Genomic DNA, 16,791 nt, shown 5'->3' with positions numbered 1-16,791 from the left:
ATCTCCGGCGTCAAGGTGGAACTCTTCACCTGCGCCAACGTGAAGGTCGCTGAAACCTTCACCAACGGCAACGGCCTCTACAGCTTCTCCGTAGCCCCGGGCGACTACTACGTCAAGTTCACCCTCCCCTCCGGCTACACCGATTTCAGCCCCATGGATCAGGGTGGCAACGACACAACCGACAGCGACGCCTTCCCGGTTTTCGGGCCTGACTACGGCAAAACCATCTGCACAACCCTGTCACCGGGGGAGAACGATCCCTCCTGGGACGCAGGAATGTACAAGGCGGCGCCCGATCTCATGATCAAGAAGTACACCAACGGTGAAGATGCCGACATGCCGACCGGTCCGAAGGTTCCCGTGGGCAGCACGGTGACGTGGACCTACGTGGTCACCAACACGGGCAACGTTGACCTTTCCAACGTTCTTGTCACCGACGACAAGCTCGGTACAATCTGCACCATCGCCACCCTGGCAGCCGGTACCTCCCAGACCTGCACGAAGACCGGGATCGCCATGGAAGGCCAGTATGCCAATACTGGTTGCGCCGAGGCAGGTTTCTGTTCGCAAGTTGGTTGCCTCAACATTACCAAGTGCGACCCGAGCCACTACTATGGTGTCAAGGCCAGCATCGACATCGAGAAGTACACGAATGGTGACGATGCCGACATGCCGACAGGTCCGAAGATCCCTGTGGGCGGCATGGTCGAGTGGAAGTACGTGGTCACCAACACCGGTAATGTGGAACTTACCGGCGTTGCGGTCACCGACAACAAGCTCGGCGCCATCACCTGTCCGAAAACCGTCCTGGCTCCCCTGGAGTCCATGACCTGCATCAAGACCGGCACTGCCGTAATGGGCCAATACGCCAACATGGGTACGGTTACCGGTCAGTACAACGGCACCACCGTGACTGATCAGGACCCGAGCCACTACTACGGTGTCAAGGCAAGTATCGACATTGAGAAGTACACCAACGGTGACGACGCCGACATACCCACCGGTCCGAAGGTTCCCGTGGGAGGCGTGGTCGAATGGAAGTACGTGGTCACCAACACCGGCAATGTTGATCTTGCCAGCGTTGTCGTCACCGACGACAAGCTCGGTACGATCTGCTCCTTCGTCACCCTGCCAGCCGGTGCTTCTCAAACCTGCACCAAGACCGGCACTGCCATGGAAGGGCAGTATGCCAACATGGGTACTGTCACCGGTCAATACAACGGCACCACCGTGACTGATCAGGACCCGAGCCACTACTACGGTGTCAAGTCAAGCATCGACGTGGAAAAATATGTCTCCAACGACGGCGGCAAAACTTGGCATGACGCTGACGATGCACCGGGGCTCTCCGTGCCGCTGTGCACCCAGAATCCCCCTCCTCCCCCTGCGCCCACCTGCGGTTCGTGCTACGGGGGCATCACCGAACTGACGCTTCTCTACAAGGGGTACAAGGAAGCCAAAGTAGTGGTCAAGGATGACGATGGTCGTCAGCTTTACTCCGGAACGGTTTATCCCAACAAAACTTTCACCTTCAAAGGGATGGATTCCTATGGGACGATGACGCAATACATCAAAATCTATAAAGGTGACTACTACAATACCATCTATACCGACTGCTCCAAACCCATCTATCCAGGCATGATCGTCGGAAGCTACACGGTGGTATCAGGGTACAGCAAGAAGGGAGGCTTACTCTGTGCGAAGACGTCCTCCTATTCGGACAAGGATGACGACCACTACGCCAGCGACCACAAGTGTTCGTCTTCCTGCTCAAGCTACAGTGGTTCGTCGTACTCCAGTAGTTCGTCATCCTACTCCAGTTCGTCATCTTATTCGAGTTGGTCCTCATTCTCCGAGTACACCAAAGACGATGACGATGACGATCACAGCTCGTACGACGAATCCGAGTACGACAAGGCATACTCCTCTTCATGCGGAACCATTCCGGTCTACCCATCCTGCAAGGTCCAGTTCAAGTATGTGGTCACGAACACCGGCAATACGGACCTGTCCTTCATTACCCTGATTGACGATGTGTATGGCAACCTCGCCGGAAAGTGCGCTACGCCCATTCCTTCAACACTTACCCCAGGCCAGGTATACACCTGCAAAATCGGTCCGTACCCTGCGGAAGCGGGTCAGCACACCAACACGGCCACAGTAACGGGCAAGTTTAATGGATTTGAAGTATCGGATTCCGACAAGGCTAATTACTTTGGCGGAAAACCAACGACTGGCTGTGTGAGGTCGCCCGGTTACTGGAAGAATCATCCTGAAGCATGGCCTGTCGAAACCATAGTAATTGGTGGCGTTACCTACACCAGGAGCGAGGCCATCAAAATCATGGAGAAGCCGGTTGCCGGAGACAAGACGTACACCATGTTTCCGGCTCTGGTGGCTGCCAAGCTAAATGTGCTTTCGGGGGCAGACGCAACATGCATTAGCGATGTCATTGCCGCGGCGGATAGCTGGATGGCCAAGTATCCCGTCGGCTCAGGCGTATGCGGAGATAGCGATGCCTGGAAGACAGGCGAGCCTCTCTACCTGAAGCTCGACAAGTACAACAACGGCTATCTCTGTGCTTCGTACTGCGGGGATCAGGTTCCCCCGCCAACGTCATATCCGAAGATCGATATCGAGAAGTACACCAACGGCTATGACGCTGACATGGCACCTGGCCCCTACATCTGGGTTGGTGATCCGGTGAAATGGACCTATGTGGTTAAAAACACCGGCAACACAGCCCTCTCCGGCATCATGGTGACCGACGACAAGGTTCCCACGATCAGCTGTCCGAAGTCATCCCTCATGTCGGGAGAGTCCATGACCTGTACAGCCTCCGGCACCGCTCAGTACGGCCAGTATGAGAACACTGGCTGTGTCGAAGGCTACACTTCGGGCAGTGTCAAGGTTTCCGACTGCGACTTGAGCCATTACTACGGGAAGAAACAGCAGACTCAAACGTCGTGTGGCACAGGAACGCCAGGGTACTGGAAGAATCATCCCGAGGCATGGCCCACCAGGTCAATCGTGATCGGCGGAATCACTTACAGCAAGGATCAAGCAATAACGATTATGTCCAAGTCCGTTTCCGGAGATAAGACCTATACGCTCTTCCCTGCTCTTGTGGCCGCCAAGTTGAATGTGATGTCTGGGAACAATGCAAGCTGCATTTCCAGCACCATTACCGCTGCCGATGCTTGGATGAAGAATTACAAGCCGGGCAGCGGCGTTACAGGTAGCAGTAATGCATGGAAGATGGCCGAGCCGTATTACTGGGCTCTCGACAACTACAACAACGGCCTCCTCTGCGCACCGCACCGTGATTCCTCAAGTAGCACGTGCGGCTCCAATGTCCCCTCGGAATGCTTCATATCGGAGAAGGACAGCTAACTGCAGCGACATCGGGTAAGTTAATGCAGAAAAAAAAGGGGGAGTCATCGTGCTCCCCCTTTTTTTCATCTATAAAGCGCCGATTGGAGACTTTCGTGGGAGACAACAGAATAATCGCGGCATTTGTCACCGGGTTGATGATCATGTCACTTGTTCTCCCGGCCGCCCGTGCCGATTATACCGTGAGAAATCGAGTCGTCACCAATCCGGCAGCAACTGGGCAGCTCTTGCCCTGGGGATCAGGGAGAATTGCCTCCTTCGGGGGGGTATGGGCATTTCTCTACCGGACGGGATCGTCTGGAGACTGGCTCTATACGTTTGACGGCTTCGGAAATGAATCCCACGTACCACTCCCTGACCCCTTCGACCTGAACGACCGTGCCAATGCAGAGTATGTCCTGACAAGCCCCACCGATCTCTGGATATGGTCAGGGGTATTGGGACGGGCGGCGCTTCGGCATTACCGGCTTTTGACTCCCGGTAACGGTCGATTGCCGGACAGGGCAGTGCAGGTTTCGATCACCACGGTTGGAGACTACGACACCCGTCCGGGCGCACTGCTGAGGCTCGCGAGCGGAGGACTCGTCGGGGTGTGGCACCAATTCACACTTTATCCAGACCACCGTCTGGAGACAGGCTTTCTCTACGTAAGTGCACAGGGGAATATACCGTCATACTACAAGTTCCAAGTCCCCGGAAAGGAGGGAACACCAGTTGCGGCGCGGTGGGCGCTCGCGCAGCATCCAACCGACGGAAGCATCTGGGCGTTTTTCAAGCGGGACAGCTATCACGAGATCAGTGCTCTGCATCTGACGGAGACTGTGAATGGGATCAAGCTTAACTGGATCAAAACTGATTTTATAGGCAGGAAAGATGGAATGCATGAACCGGAAGGTGAATATCCCTTCCTGACTGCTGTTGCCGATTCCGGTAGCAATACCATTGTTCTTGCCTACCAGAACAGTCGTTATGAGATCATGTATGTTACTGATGGAGATGGTAACTTTTTGAACGGCAGCTGTGGTCAAAGCCCCTCCCATCGGATGGAGCCCTACTTCTTCTCTAAGCGCTCATTGGTAAGTATTGTGCGGGTAACTGCAGACGGGAGAAAAACATTCCAGGATTTCGCGGGGTTTGTTGAGCGGACTCAGGAATTCGGACTGTCCATAACGGATCGGCTCTGGGTCCTCTACCGGCCGATCGATTGTGCAACAATGAACTATGAAATGCTTCAACGCCAGGGCGAGGTAATGCTGCGCTACCATAACGGGAAATGGAGCGAACCCCTTATACTTGGCAACCTTGGTACTGAGAAGGACTACTATGCGGCCTCACTGTTCTCTTCGCCGTATCAGCCCCACTTTCTGATGCGTCTCGACGATGGCCTGCTGCATCTCTTTGAAGCAAAGCCCAATCCGTGACTCATCATTATTGACTCACTACGCGCTCCAGCGGAATACGCAGGGAGCGGGCGCTCGGCGGGGTACTCCTCCCCACCCTAAACATGATAGCTGCAACACCACCCCTCGTCCCCACAATACTCTCAAGCTTTGCCCTGCCATCGCGAACAAGCTTCACATGGTCAGGCGACAGATGTTCCGTCTCACCGTCGGCAACCCTCTGCATGAGGAACGTAATGCCGGTCATGAGCTGGAAGCTGAGCCCAAGTCCCGTCGCCTCCAGCCAGACCCGTTCCATAATGCGGCCGGCATTCACGTAACTCAGGTCGGAGTTGTCCGGAATCACAACCGCTCCCAACGCACCTGCCGACATGGCCTGTTTTCTCGCATTACCGGCAATAATGCGAGACACGCCAAAAGACGCAAGGACCTTTACCAGCGGCCAGTTCTTGAGCATAGGAAACATTATTCGGTCGGGCGGCGCCAAATCGAGGGTCTTGATGTCAAGACCGTCCAACGTTACGCGGGCCTCCCGGTCATCCCAGCGGATGTGGTCGAAGAGAAACGCATGGAGATGCTGATTTTCAAATACCAGCCGATCGTTGAGAGCAATTATGTCAGCAACGGCAGCCTGCTCACTGCGAGGGCGGGTCAACACGACAGTGCCGGGCAGACCATCCCCGGCAGTGATCAGTGCACGTCGCTCGTCATCGGTGAGGGGTGCTCCGTCATACCTGCGCCGATTCGTACAGCGCAAAGGTATGGCTCTTACGAGCCGTCCAGCACCATCCGCACCTGGCAGAAGATCAACGGTTGCGACAAGATCGGGAGATGCTGTCTCTGGGAAAAATGCTATCTCTGCCCGATATCCCGCAGCACCAGCAGCAATGGTCAGGTTTTCGAGCAACGCCCCGTGGGCCACCAGGGATGCCCGTTGCCGATAGTTGAAGAGCGAGGTGTCCCGGTCAGGCAGGTTGAAGATGCGGATCTGCTCTCCCCGGACCTCGAACCGCCACGGCTGGCAGTTGTCACCGGAGGGAGCGCTGATGGCAGCTTCGAGCAACTCACGAAACCTCATGGTGTACCTCCCGATGAAGCAGCGGCAAGAACCTTTTTGAGAATTATCGCCTTTTTCAGCCGCTGTATGGGATTCTTTCCCCCCATGATTACCTTTCCCTTCCTGAATTTTCCCCGCATCATGTCGAACTGGAGATAGCAGGGCACAGGCCTTACCTCCCCCTTCCCTGTCAGAATCTTCACCGTTTCGGTGGCTATGAGAGAAGAAGCGAGGGTGCAGGCGGGGGAGACGGCGGGACCGGTTTTCTTGATAAAACTCACTTTCGACAGATCCATGTAATGTATGTGCCAGGGATTGGGTGCGAGCCCCGCGGCAAATGCCGCAATTTTTTCGTGGTAATCCATGCTGTCATCGACGCCGAAGTAATCGTCGAAACTCATCCCATCCGGGGCGAAGGTCTGAAGAGTGGCGCCAAAACCGAGAGGAGCCGCCGTCAGTGCATAGATCCCCTTAACCCTGCATCTATTGAAGAGAAGTCGTCGGATCTCGATCTCGAAGAAGTCGATGCCATCGACGAACACATCAACTCCATCGAGGAAGCTTTCGATATTCTCCGTGCTGACCCCCTCGGAGAATACGCGCACCTCGGCGGATGGGTTGATATCCTTGACCATTTCGGCAAGGACTTCCGCCTTGTTTCTGTTCATGGTGCTGTGGAGCGCACCGTATTGGCGGTTGATATTGACAGGCTCGAAGATATCGGGATCGGCGATGATAAATTTGCCGATGCCGAGGCGGGCCAAGGTCAGGAGATGAAGACCCCCTACCCCTCCCGCACCAGCCACCGCCACCCGTGAAGAAAGGAGCCGCTTCTGATCTTCTCTGGCAAGAATCCCTATGTTTCTTGAAAATTCTTCGTCGATGAGTTTCTCAGTTTCCATGGGACCGCTCCTTACCGCTCAATCCTCCGGGATGCCCACGGGCGATTCACCATTACCGTGTACGCGAGCTAAACCCTCCGTCACTATCTAACTTGTCGGCATGCCGCAGGAAACCTTTAACAGGCCGTTAAGGAATTATCACCTTATCATCCTGAAAGCCTCCAAGGAGGAGATCTGCGATGTCCCTTTCAAGACTTCCGGCAGGTGGATCAAACCGTTTTGCAACACGTTGAGACAAGGCGGGAGGACTGTACGGAATAGCCTGAAACTCTTGAGGGGCACTATCATGCCGGCGAGAAGATGGGGGAGCGTGCTCGATGGCGGGTGGAGGCGTGATTATCGGTGAAATCGCTTTGACATTCGGAGCATAGAGCCGCTGGGGGACAAACCATGCAGCCGGAGCACCGGACGTGGCCAGCTCAAGGGAAGCCACAGCGCCGTTGAGATCATTGACGGCGATCATGTACTCCTTGTACTCCCTGACGAGTTGGGTTTCCGCCTCAAGGACATCTACCAGCTTTACGGCTCCTTCGGCATATCTCTCTGCTGTCTGCCCGGCAAGATATTCAAAGACTTTCACCCTTTTTTCAAGGGCTTTGACGCTTTCTTCTTTCTCCCTCACATCCCGCCAGGCCCGTTCAGCATCGAGGGCAACGGTCTGTTCCTGCTTCTCCCGAGCGAACTGAAGCCGCTGTTTCTGAGCATTTTTCTGACGCACCTCGGCCGATGTCTTCCCCCACTCAAAAATCGTCCAGTCAAGACTGGCGCTCACCATCCAGAGGTCCGGCCGGGTAATATTAGTCTCTTTCTGGCGGAAATAATTCCCCTGGAGGGTCGCCTGGGGATAATAGGCGCTCTTTGCAATCGCGATATCCTCATCGGCTCCCCTGACGCGCGTCTGGGCGATCTTTAGATCTTTTCTGTTCTCGACTGCAAACTTCGTAACCTCTCGGAGGGGAGCCACGAGCGAAAGGCTCTGGGGTATTCCTGTCAGGGTTAGGCTATCACTTCCCGCATGCTTTATGAGTTGCCCAAGATTGCTTAGTGCCAGTTTTTCCCTGTTGTCGCTCCGAAAGACATCCAGTTCGGCCAGCGCAATGTCGGCATCCTGCCGGAGCACCTCGTCCTTCCGTACATACCCTTCGCGATAAAGCTCCTCAAGGACACGGAATCTTTCTTTTTTTGCTTCCAGTATCTTTTGTGCAACCTCCCGCTGGAGTTGGGCGGTCAATACGTCGTAATAGTTCTTCTTTACTTGGAAAACGAGGGCTTCACGTTCCCGTTCGAAGTGGAATAGCGCCTCGTCTTTAGCGGTTTCAGATTTCCTCAGAGTATGGGTGAGACGTCCGCCGGTGAACAAGGGTTGATCAAGAACAAGATTGAGAAAGAAAAAGTCCTGGTCATTGGTTGAAACGTCGACCTTCTCCGGGGGAGTATTTGTGCCAAAGAGCCCCTGATCAATGGTAAGCCGACCAGGCCGATCGATCAGTGAATAGGTGGCTTTCAGCTTTAACGAAGGGAAAAAACCGGCCTTTGATACGGCAACCTCTTCCGCAGAAGCGGCGGCGCCCATCTCGACCGATTTAAGCCCTGTATCTTCCTGAAGAGCCCAGTTGATGCACTCATCGAGCGTCAGGGGTTCGGCACCGGCTACCCGTCCCAACAGGAAAATCACAATAATGACGGAGACGATCCTGTTCATTTCCGAAACGTTACCGTTGCGGTCATGCCGTTTGTCAGGCCGGAAAAATCATCGAGCCTGATGTGTATCTTCTGGGTGTTGATGTCGAAGGATGCCATGGGGTCGAAGGTCTTCTGCTCCCGTTTCTGGACGTAGGGGAACACCTTGGTCACCCTCCCCTTGAATACCTTGCCGGGAAACGCATCACACGTGACTTCCACGGCATCACCCTCACGGACCTTGCCAACGTCGCTCTCCTCGAGTTCTGCTCGAACCCTCAACCTGTCGGGGTTAATGAGCTTAAGTACCGGCGTGCCCACGTCGACGGACTCCCCTTCTTTCTTGATTCGTTCAATGACAATGCCGTTAATGGGCGAGGTAATCGCATAGTCGCCCAGGAGGGCCCGGTAGTAATTAACTTCAGCCCCCGCCTGGGCGGCCTTGGCCCTGGCCTGGGCGATCTCTTCCTGCCGCTCTCCCCGCTGCATTTTCGTGAGGTTCGTCTTCGCTTCACTGAGCTCTTCAGCGGCAATCTTCATCCTCTCCTCGGCCCTGTTGCGCTCGATAAGGGTAGTCGCTTCTTTCTTGTGGAGCCGCTCCTGGCGCTCGAATTCATCCCTCGCCTGCCGGTATACCGTATCTGCGCGGCTGACTCGATTCTGGGCCATCTCACGATCTTCCGGCCGGTTGCCGGCAAGGAGTTCCTGCAAGCGGGCCTGGGCTTCCCCCCCCGCCGCCTCGGCCTGGGCAATTTTTGCCGCCACTTTTTCAGGATCAAGAAGAGCGACGGTTCCCCCTGCCTTTACGCGATCACCCTCGGCCACAATCAGCTTTCTGATGATCCCGGCGGTCTGGCTCCCGACCACGACCTCTTCTTCGCTTTCCACAACTCCCCTGGCATTGATGCCGCTGGCGGGAGCCCTGACGCCGCCCCCCCCTTTTCCGACCTCCTTCCTGAGCGCCATGGGTCCGACGATGGCAAGAACAAGGGCCAGGCAGGCGAGCAAGACTATGATCAGAATGCCGGTTCGAGAACTTTTCATGATGATCCCCGCATTTCCTTTATTATCCTTCCGTCCTCCATGACCATGGTGCGGTCGAAAATATCTTCGATCCGGTTGTCGTGGGTCGCTACGACCACGCACTTTTTCTGTTCAGTGGCAAGCGTGCGCAAAAGTTCCATTACATTGCGTCCATTCTCGTGATCGAGGTTGCCGGTGGGCTCGTCGGCCAGAATCAGGGGAGAATCGACGGACAGCGCTCGGGCTACGGCGACCCGTTGCCGCTGCCCTCCACTCATGTCACGGGGAAGAAAGTGCATGCGCTGACCGAGACCGACCGTCTCGAGAATGGCGATCGACTTTTCTTCCGCGGGCGTTCCGGTTATCCCCTTGAGCTTGAGCGCGAGCATGATGTTTTCATGGGCAGTCAGGGCTGGAAAAAGATTGAACCCCTGGAAGATGAACGAGATGTACCGTTTTCTGATGGTGGGGAGCTGCGCTTCGGTCATTCCGGTCACTTCGGTCCCGTAGATCCTGAGCGACCCACGGGTGGGGCGAAGGATGCAGCCGAGGATGGAGAGAAGTGTTGTCTTGCCGCTTCCCGACGGCCCGAAGAGCCCGACGATTTCACCCTCGTTCAGCTCGAGATCAACGCCTGCAACGGCGGAAACCTCGACGGTTCCCTCCCGGTAGATCTTCTCAAGTCCGCTGGTAACGATCGGCTTATCCATCCATTCAACCCCTGAAAAGAATCGCCGGATCGATCCGCTTGATCTTCCTGACGGAAACGAGTGCTGCTGAGAGACACATGAACAAGGTGAGCCCCAGAACAGCAAGGTTGACCCCCCCCTTGACCACCATGACCATTCCAGCAGCCTCATAAAATTTGACCGAGAAGAGAGTGATGACAAGACTCAGCAGATACCCGACAATGGCATTAATGAACGCCTGGGAAAATATGATTTTGTAGATTTCCACGTTTCCGGCGCCGAGGGCCTTGAGGGTGCCGAACTCCTTGATGTGCTCCATGGTGGAATTGTAGATTGTCTGCCCCACGATCAGCATACCGATAAGGAAGCTTATGAGGATAGTAAGCATGAAGGAGAAGCCAACACCCGTCTCGATGGTCCAGTATAGGCGGGTCTTTCTGCTGAATTCTTCTTTGGAATAGACATCAACACCTTTCAATTGACCCCTTAGTTGTTTGACAACATCATCAGTTGAAAAACCTGGGGCAACTTTAGCAACCACAAAAACTGTATTATCAGGCCCAATCCAGGCGACTAGCCCTTGAGCAATTTCATATGAAGTAAAAACCAACGGTGCAGTTGTGAATGATTTAGCTCCCTGGGAAATGCCAACAATTTGTAGCCTTTTGAACAGGATGTCGCGGTACTCACCGAGTTGAATGGAGCCAAGTCTTTTCCTTGCGGACTCATCTACAATTACAAAATTGCCATTCTTAACCTTTCTTGCATCTCCTTCTTTCATCTCCCATGGGGCGCCGACAAGAGTATCGGGATTATAACCGATTATTTCTATTTGTTCTGTTCCCCCTTCTTTTTGTTTAATAAGCCCAAAAGTAACAATGAGTTTTTCAGCCCATTCTATCCCTTTTGCAGATCTGACTTGATAATAAAAGTGCTCGGGGAAAGGCTGTGCAAAATCGAAGTTTTTACTATTCTTAGAAGTTACCCAAATATCACCCTGCGTGTTGTCGATAACCGCCGAAGATGTCTCCATCAGCCCCAGATAGATCCCAACTTGGGCAAAGATGAGGCCAACGGCGAAGACCACGCCAAGGAGGGTAATCAGCGAGCGAATCTTATCGTAGAGGAGGATCCTGATGGCGACGTAGAGCATGGTCCGATACTATCACATGGCCATGCGGCAAACAACGCTATCATTACCTGCGACAACCAGGTAAGTAGTCACTGCCGCCACCCCATCGGCACCCCCGCTCTGCTCGCCTCAACCTCCAGGGCTGCGAGCTGTGCCTGCAGTTCGGTGATCCGCGCCTCGTCACGATCTATCTTCTCCTTCTGCTCATTGTAACCTACCCTATCCTGGGTTCGCTGGTAAATGAGCCGTTTACGCCGAAGCTGGTTGAGGGCCTCTCTCTTCTCCGGAAGCCCATCCTGGAGTTTCTTGAGTTCGGTGCGAAGGACAGTGAATCGCGACCGCCACGCCTCTTCGGAAAGGCCGCCCGGAAGAGTCGGGCCTGCGCTCTTCTGGGGCTGCGACACCTGTTGTTGCTGAGGAGGGCTTCCCTGTGCTGGTAACGGCGGCGGTTCTGCAGACGGAATCTCTCGGACACGCTTCAGGTACTTGGCCGGTATCCGGTCAGGGTTATCGGTGAAATGGACAACTCCCTTATCATCAACCCAGCGATAGGTATCGGCCCACGCGGCAGCACTGAATCCTGCTGCTATTACCATGGCTACGATCAGTTGTTTCATCGATCTCGGGACCTCGGAATTCGCACCTCCGAATGAGGCGCTATCAGCCTAAATGTCGCGTTGCTGCTGGATATTTTGCGTTGACGACCATACTGGCGGCGTGTATAGTATCGCGTTTATAGACCGCCTACAAAACAACTTCACCATATGAGGAGCGCATCATGAATTTTCGCACTATCCCTGTCATTTGCCTGCTCTTACTGGCATGCGCACTGCCGGCAACGGCCAAGGATATCAAAGAGATCACCTTTAAGCTGCGGAATGCCGAACCGGTCGTGTTCAGCCATGACTATCACCTTGCCAAGTATAACAACAACTGCCGCATTTGCCATAACGCCCTTTTCAACCTGAAGCAACGGAAACGCTTCACCATGATCGAAATGGAGAAGGGTAAATCATGCGGCGCATGCCATACCGGCATAAAGGCCTTCAGCGTTGCCGACGAGGCGGAGTGCGTCCGCTGTCACAAGGGGAAACCCCGGCCGGTGGTCTTCAAGATGAAAGGTGCCACCGAGGCGGTTTTCAAGCATGAGGCCCATGTTCCCAAGCTGGGGGGCAAGTGCCGCACCTGCCACAGCAACCAGAACATCACCGGTGCCCGCAACGTAACCATGGCCCAGATGGAGAAGGGTAAATCCTGCGGTGTCTGTCACGACGGCAAAAAAGCATTCACCGTCGCCGGCAACTGCGGCAAGTGCCACAAGGGGATGGCGCCGCCGAAGACGGTCCCATTCAAGATCAAAGGGGTTGCCGACGCCACCTTCAGCCACGACTTCCACCTTGGCATGTATAAGTGTGCCGATTGCCACACGAAACTCTTCGCTTACAGGGCCGGGGCCAAACACTTCACTATGGCCGACATGGAGAAGGGGAAATCCTGCGGTGCCTGCCACAGCGGCAAAGACGCTTTCGCCACCACCGGCGACTGCGGCAAGTGCCACCCCGGTCTGAAGCCGGCCAAACTGACCTACAAGACGAGTCTCGGAGAGGCGTACTTCGACCACGAGTTCCATCTGGGGATGTTCAAGTGCGCAGACTGCCATACCAAGATCTTCAAGTACAAGAAGGGCGGCTCTGCCGCTACCATGGCCCAGATGGAAGAGGGAAAATCGTGCGGCGTATGCCACAACGGCACGGACGCCTTCGGCGTGAAGGACGACTGCATCAAGTGCCACAACATGAAGTAGTCGTACGTGCATATGCATAACAGGAAACGGCGGGGTTCATCAGACTCCGCCGTTTCCTGTTTCCACTCCTTGTTTTCGCCAAAACTGCAACTGTTCTCTCAGAAGGATCGGACAACCCGTAAACCTTCCACTATCCCTGCCGGTGTTGCCTCCACGACCACTACTCGTGTCCCGAGGGCCTTTTCCAGGTTATTCACCGACAGGTCGTCAAGGAACACCCCCTCGCCTTCCTTGAGCATCACATCGGGAATAAAAACCGCATCCCCCAGTTCCCGCCCCGTAAGCTCTTCAACAATGTCTTTACCCGCCACGAGGCCGGAGACCGTTACCGATTCTCCGAAGAGGCGATTCCTGACTGCCACGGGATTGAGGGTCGCCCCCATCCTGGTCGAAAGCTTTTCAAGAAACTCGGCCAGGTAGCGATAGGGAGATTCGCCGGTCACCACAGTTGCGGTCACGGGACGCCCCTTGCGTACTTTTTTGAGGACTCGTGCGGCCTCATCGAGAAAGAGCGGTATCATGCCGACGCCGTTCTCGATCTGGGGAAGGTCGCCGTAGGTTGCGAGGGGTGGGAAGGACAGCCCCGCCTTGATGTAGAATTCGTCAGCCAGGAAGAGAAACGGTGCGCCCAGTTCCCTTGCGAGCCGCTCCGCATCCGGCTGCCAGGCGCGGATGAATGCTTCGGCATGGAGGGCGGTGACCGGCTCCAGTGCGGGGAGTCCACGCCGGTGCTTCGTGAGCCCGACGGGGACGACGGCAAGGGATTCCACCCAGGGGTGGAGTCCGGCCAGGTCCCGGACGGTCCTCGCAAGCTCCTCGCCGTCGTTCAGGCCGGGGCAGAGGACAACCTGGGTATGCATGACGATGCGTGCCGCGGCCAGCTCCCGCATCACATCGAGGATTGGAAGGATGTCAGTGCGGCCGAGAAGCCTTTCCCTCAGGGTCGGGTTCGTGGCATGGACCGAAATATAGAGGGGAGAGAGCCGCTGATCGACAATCCGGTCCAGCTCCTCGCGCCCAATGTTGGAGAGGGTCACATAGTTCCCGTAGAGAAAGGAAAGCCGGTAATCCTCATCCTTCACGTACAGGGGACGCCGCAACCCCTTGGGGAGCTGATGGACGAAGCAGAAGACGCACTTGTTTCCGCACTGGCTCGGGGTCGGCGGGGCAAAGACAAGGCCAAGGGGCTCGTCGCCGTCGCGCTCGATCTCCGCCTCCCACCGCTCGCCGGAAGGCTTCAGGATCTCCAGGATGAGTTCTTCGTCATCGGCATGGAAGGTAAAATCGATGATGTCGCGGAGCCGCTGGCTGTTCATGGCTACAAGCCGGTCGCCGGGCTCGATTTCCAGCTCTTCGGCAATGCTCCCCGGCATAACATGATCGATAAGAAGCCCTTCCATCAGGTACCCCGGTAAAATGAAGTTGTGAGATACCACTCGGTGAAGTGGCGGAGAAAAACCTTCAGCACGGCCGCCACAGGAACCGCCAAGAGCAAGCCGAAAATGCCAAACCACTGCCCCCCAATGAAGAGGGCAATTATAGCCACCACCGGATGGAGCCCCACCCTGTTGCCGACAATGGCCGGGGTGATTACCGCCCCCTCGATGGCCTGCACGATGAGGAACCAGCCGAGACAGAGGAGCGGATGGAGCAGGTCGTGGAACTTGAGAAATGCCATGACCATGGAAACCACGATCCCGAAGATGGTCCCCACATAGGGAATGATGAAGAGGATACCCGACAGGCTCCCGATCACTATTGCCAAGTCGATGTCGATGAGGGAAAGACCGATACTGTAGAGCACCGCCAGGATGGCACAAACCGAGAGTTGACCCCGTACGAAGGCGGCGAGGACACCGTCTATTTCGCTGCCAAGGCCGGTTACCCATTCACGGGAACGCTCGGGAACCAGCTTCAGAAGCCCCTCCTTGAAGTGGGGCAGATCGGCCAGGAAGTAGTAGAGGTAGACCGGCGTGATGAAATAACCGATCACGGTCAGGATGAACCCCAGGGTCGACGAGAAGGCGGTCTTCACAAAGGCGTAGGCCTCACGGACAATGTCGAAAGAGATACCGCGCAGTTCGTTCAGTATCCGGTCGACTTGCCGATAGAGCTTTTCAGAGGTTTCGATCTCCAGATACACCTTCACCTTCTCGGGAATGAGCCCATAGAGCCGGTTGGCATAGTCAGGCAGGTTGATCTGCACCGCCGCCAGTTCGTCCTGAATGGAGCCCCCGAAGAAGGCGAATACCCCCACGCACCCGATAACGATGCCGGCCATGACCAGCAGGATCGCCACGACCCGCGGCACCCGCTTACCCTCCAACCACGACACGACCGGATTAAGCACATAGGCGAGAATCAGGGCCAGAAGCACCGGCAGAAAAATGGAACTGAGCGACCAGGCAAAGAAGAGCACTGCCAGGACGAGAGCCCCGAGAATGATGTATGGATAGTTTTCTTTCAGATAGGTGGCCACAAAGAATAATGCCGGCAAGACAAAACCGGCCCTCCCCCGGAAATGGGGTAAGGGCCGGAACTGCCCCGGTGGACTGGAGTTACTGGTGCAGTTTAAAGTTGCCGTCGACGGACGTGATGGACGATATGGCGTGCTTGTAAATCAGCATGTCGCCCTGGATCTCCATGAGAACCGAGAAGTTGTCGAATGATTTGATATACCCCTCAAGCTTCTCGCCCGACATGAGCCGAACGGCAACCTTGATCCGCTCCTTCCGCGACTGGTTGAGGTATTGATCCTGGATATTGAATGGTGCTTTAGCCATGGGCCGCTCCTTTAATGATAAAATCCCATTACAGTACTGAAGATACTATCAAACTTCCCCGGATATTCAACCCAGATATTTTCAGAATCCCGGCGAAACCACGTCATCTGGCGTTTCGCGTACTGACGCGTGTTCCGTTTGATGAGTCGGACCGCCTCCTCAAGGGGGTATTCCCCGGCCAGATGGGCGCATATCTCCTTGTAGCCTATGGAGCCCATGGCCTTAAGGCTTGCGGGATACCCGGCAGCCAAAAGACCGCTCACCTCCTCCACAAGACCCTCGGCGATCATCCGGTCGACCCGCTCATCCACCCGTTGATAGAGAATCTCCCGCTCCACGTGAATGCCGAGTTTGAGGCAACAGTAGCGCTCGTCGGTAAAGCGGTGCTCCTCCTGAAAGGCCGACAGGGGACGGCCCGTCAGGAGAAAGACCTCCAGTGCCCGCACGATCCGGACCTCGTCGTTGGGATGAAGCCGGGTCGCGGCAACGGGATCAACCTCGGCGAGGCGCCGGTGCAGCGCCTCCAACCCTTCCCTATCCGCCTGCGCTTCCAGTTCACGACGGATATCATCATCCCCTCCGGGTGAATCCACGAGCCCCCGGGTAAGTATCCGGATATAGAGGCCGGTTCCCCCCACGAGAAAGACCCGCTTCCCCCGTCGGTCAATCTCCTCAATCACGCGGGAAGCGTGCTCACGAAAGTCGGCTGCGGTAAAATTCACGTCGGGATCGACAATATCGTAGAGATGGTGGGGGACCCGCTCTCGCTCCTCAAGGGATGGCTTCGCGGTGCCGATGTCCATGCCGCGGTAAACCTGCATGGAGTCGGCATTGACGATCTCGCCATTCAACCGCTCGGCAAGCTGCATCGCCAGATCTGACTTTCCCGAGGCCGTGGACCCCTGGACGATGACAAGTTTGATCTTAT

The 16,791-nt window shown here is 55.6% G+C and carries 14 protein-coding genes; 3 read left to right on the top strand and 11 right to left on the bottom strand.

The annotated features are described in order from the left end of the window. Together RCH91_RS12400 and RCH91_RS12395 are read left to right on the top strand one after the other, a co-directional pair. Nucleotides 1–3,393: SdrD B-like domain-containing protein (locus tag RCH91_RS12400; RefSeq protein WP_306535274.1), on the top strand; the 3,393-nt coding region annotated here is incomplete at its 5' end. A 95-nt stretch (nt 3,394–3,488) separates the two neighbouring features. Continuing rightward, the gene (locus tag RCH91_RS12395) at nt 3,489–4,814 is read left to right on the top strand and encodes a hypothetical protein (protein WP_306535273.1); all 1,326 of its coding nucleotides are present in this window, start codon (nt 3,489–3,491) and stop codon (nt 4,812–4,814) included. A gap of 7 nt (nt 4,815–4,821) precedes the next feature. Here RCH91_RS12395 and RCH91_RS12390 read toward each other — a convergent pair whose 3' ends face one another. From RCH91_RS12390 to RCH91_RS12360, 7 genes are all read right to left on the bottom strand, one after another. Then, nucleotides 4,822–5,871 (bottom strand): nitroreductase, encoded by a 1,050-nt coding sequence (locus tag RCH91_RS12390; RefSeq protein ID WP_306535272.1) that lies wholly within the window; start codon nt 5,869–5,871, stop codon nt 4,822–4,824. Further along, on the bottom strand, nt 5,868–6,752 hold the full coding sequence (locus RCH91_RS12385) for a ThiF family adenylyltransferase (protein WP_306535271.1): 885 nt from the start codon (nt 6,750–6,752) through the stop codon (nt 5,868–5,870). Before RCH91_RS12385 ends, RCH91_RS12390 begins: the two co-directional genes overlap by 4 nt. A 127-nt stretch (nt 6,753–6,879) precedes the next feature. Continuing rightward, nucleotides 6,880–8,454, bottom strand: coding sequence for a TolC family protein (locus RCH91_RS12380; protein WP_306535270.1), 1,575 nt, complete (start codon nt 8,452–8,454; stop codon nt 6,880–6,882). Then, a complete protein-coding gene (locus RCH91_RS12375) occupies nt 8,451–9,476 on the bottom strand; it encodes an HlyD family secretion protein (protein WP_306535269.1) in 1,026 nt (341 codons plus the stop codon). The genes RCH91_RS12380 and RCH91_RS12375 overlap by 4 nt, the downstream gene beginning before the upstream one ends. Continuing rightward, the gene (locus RCH91_RS12370; protein ID WP_306535268.1) at nt 9,473–10,165 is read right to left on the bottom strand and encodes an ABC transporter ATP-binding protein; all 693 of its coding nucleotides are present in this window, start codon (nt 10,163–10,165) and stop codon (nt 9,473–9,475) included. Before RCH91_RS12370 ends, RCH91_RS12375 begins: the two co-directional genes overlap by 4 nt. A 4-nt stretch (nt 10,166–10,169) precedes the next feature. Next, complete coding sequence (locus RCH91_RS12365) at nt 10,170–11,297, bottom strand: ABC transporter permease (protein ID WP_306535267.1); 1,128 nt, start codon at nt 11,295–11,297, stop codon at nt 10,170–10,172. A gap of 68 nt (nt 11,298–11,365) precedes the next feature. Further along, nucleotides 11,366–11,893: a DUF4124 domain-containing protein gene (locus RCH91_RS12360; RefSeq protein ID WP_306535266.1), complete on the bottom strand. Its 528-nt coding sequence runs from the start codon at nt 11,891–11,893 to the stop codon at nt 11,366–11,368. A 161-nt stretch (nt 11,894–12,054) separates the two neighbouring features. Between RCH91_RS12360 and RCH91_RS12355 the strand changes: the two genes are divergently transcribed. Further along, entirely contained in the window at nt 12,055–13,080 is a 1,026-nt protein-coding gene (locus tag RCH91_RS12355; RefSeq protein WP_306535265.1) for a cytochrome c3 family protein, read from the top strand. Nucleotides 13,081–13,178: 98 nt separating this feature from the next. Here the strand turns inward: RCH91_RS12355 and RCH91_RS12350 are convergent, their stop codons facing one another. The 4 genes from RCH91_RS12350 to miaA all read right to left on the bottom strand — a co-directional run bounded on the left by RCH91_RS12350 (nt 13,179) and on the right by miaA (nt 16,732). After that, entirely contained in the window at nt 13,179–14,480 is a 1,302-nt protein-coding gene (locus RCH91_RS12350) for a DUF512 domain-containing protein (protein ID WP_306535264.1), read from the bottom strand. After that, nucleotides 14,480–15,577, bottom strand: coding sequence for an AI-2E family transporter (locus tag RCH91_RS12345; protein ID WP_306535263.1), 1,098 nt, complete (start codon nt 15,575–15,577; stop codon nt 14,480–14,482). Before RCH91_RS12345 ends, RCH91_RS12350 begins: the two co-directional genes overlap by 1 nt. A 61-nt stretch (nt 15,578–15,638) precedes the next feature. Next, the gene (hfq, locus tag RCH91_RS12340; RefSeq protein WP_306535262.1) at nt 15,639–15,863 is read right to left on the bottom strand and encodes an RNA chaperone Hfq; all 225 of its coding nucleotides are present in this window, start codon (nt 15,861–15,863) and stop codon (nt 15,639–15,641) included. Between the two features lie 11 nt (nt 15,864–15,874). Beyond that, the gene (gene miaA, locus RCH91_RS12335; RefSeq protein WP_373694388.1) at nt 15,875–16,732 is read right to left on the bottom strand and encodes a tRNA (adenosine(37)-N6)-dimethylallyltransferase MiaA; all 858 of its coding nucleotides are present in this window, start codon (nt 16,730–16,732) and stop codon (nt 15,875–15,877) included. Nucleotides 16,733–16,791: the final 59 nt, after the last annotated feature.

It is taken from the genome of Geobacter sp. (genome assembly GCF_030834625.1).
In the GTDB taxonomy this organism is placed as follows: domain Bacteria; phylum Desulfobacterota; class Desulfuromonadia; order Geobacterales; family Geobacteraceae; genus Geobacter.
The sequence above is the reverse complement of the archived record's forward strand: the minus strand, read 5'-3'. Positions and strand labels throughout refer to the sequence as shown.

What these genes read in the sequence shown, in the direction of transcription:
- RCH91_RS12390 (WP_306535272.1), bottom strand. Translation starts at nt 5,871, where the DNA reads ATGAGGTTTCGTGAGTTGCTCGAAGCTGCCATCAGCGCTCCCTCCGGT.
- RCH91_RS12385 (WP_306535271.1), bottom strand. Translation starts at nt 6,752, where the DNA reads ATGGAAACTGAGAAACTCATCGACGAAGAATTTTCAAGAAACATAGGG.
- RCH91_RS12380 (WP_306535270.1), bottom strand. Translation starts at nt 8,454, where the DNA reads ATGAACAGGATCGTCTCCGTCATTATTGTGATTTTCCTGTTGGGACGG.
- RCH91_RS12375 (WP_306535269.1), bottom strand. Translation starts at nt 9,476, where the DNA reads ATGAAAAGTTCTCGAACCGGCATTCTGATCATAGTCTTGCTCGCCTGC.
- RCH91_RS12370 (WP_306535268.1), bottom strand. Translation starts at nt 10,165, where the DNA reads ATGGATAAGCCGATCGTTACCAGCGGACTTGAGAAGATCTACCGGGAG.
- RCH91_RS12365 (WP_306535267.1), bottom strand. Translation starts at nt 11,297, where the DNA reads ATGCTCTACGTCGCCATCAGGATCCTCCTCTACGATAAGATTCGCTCG.
- RCH91_RS12360 (WP_306535266.1), bottom strand. Translation starts at nt 11,893, where the DNA reads ATGAAACAACTGATCGTAGCCATGGTAATAGCAGCAGGATTCAGTGCT.
- RCH91_RS12355 (WP_306535265.1), top strand. Translation starts at nt 12,055, where the DNA reads ATGAATTTTCGCACTATCCCTGTCATTTGCCTGCTCTTACTGGCATGC.
- RCH91_RS12350 (WP_306535264.1), bottom strand. Translation starts at nt 14,480, where the DNA reads ATGGAAGGGCTTCTTATCGATCATGTTATGCCGGGGAGCATTGCCGAA.
- hfq (WP_306535262.1), bottom strand. Translation starts at nt 15,863, where the DNA reads ATGGCTAAAGCACCATTCAATATCCAGGATCAATACCTCAACCAGTCG.
- miaA (WP_373694388.1), bottom strand. Translation starts at nt 16,732, where the DNA reads ATGCAGCTTGCCGAGCGGTTGAATGGCGAGATCGTCAATGCCGACTCC.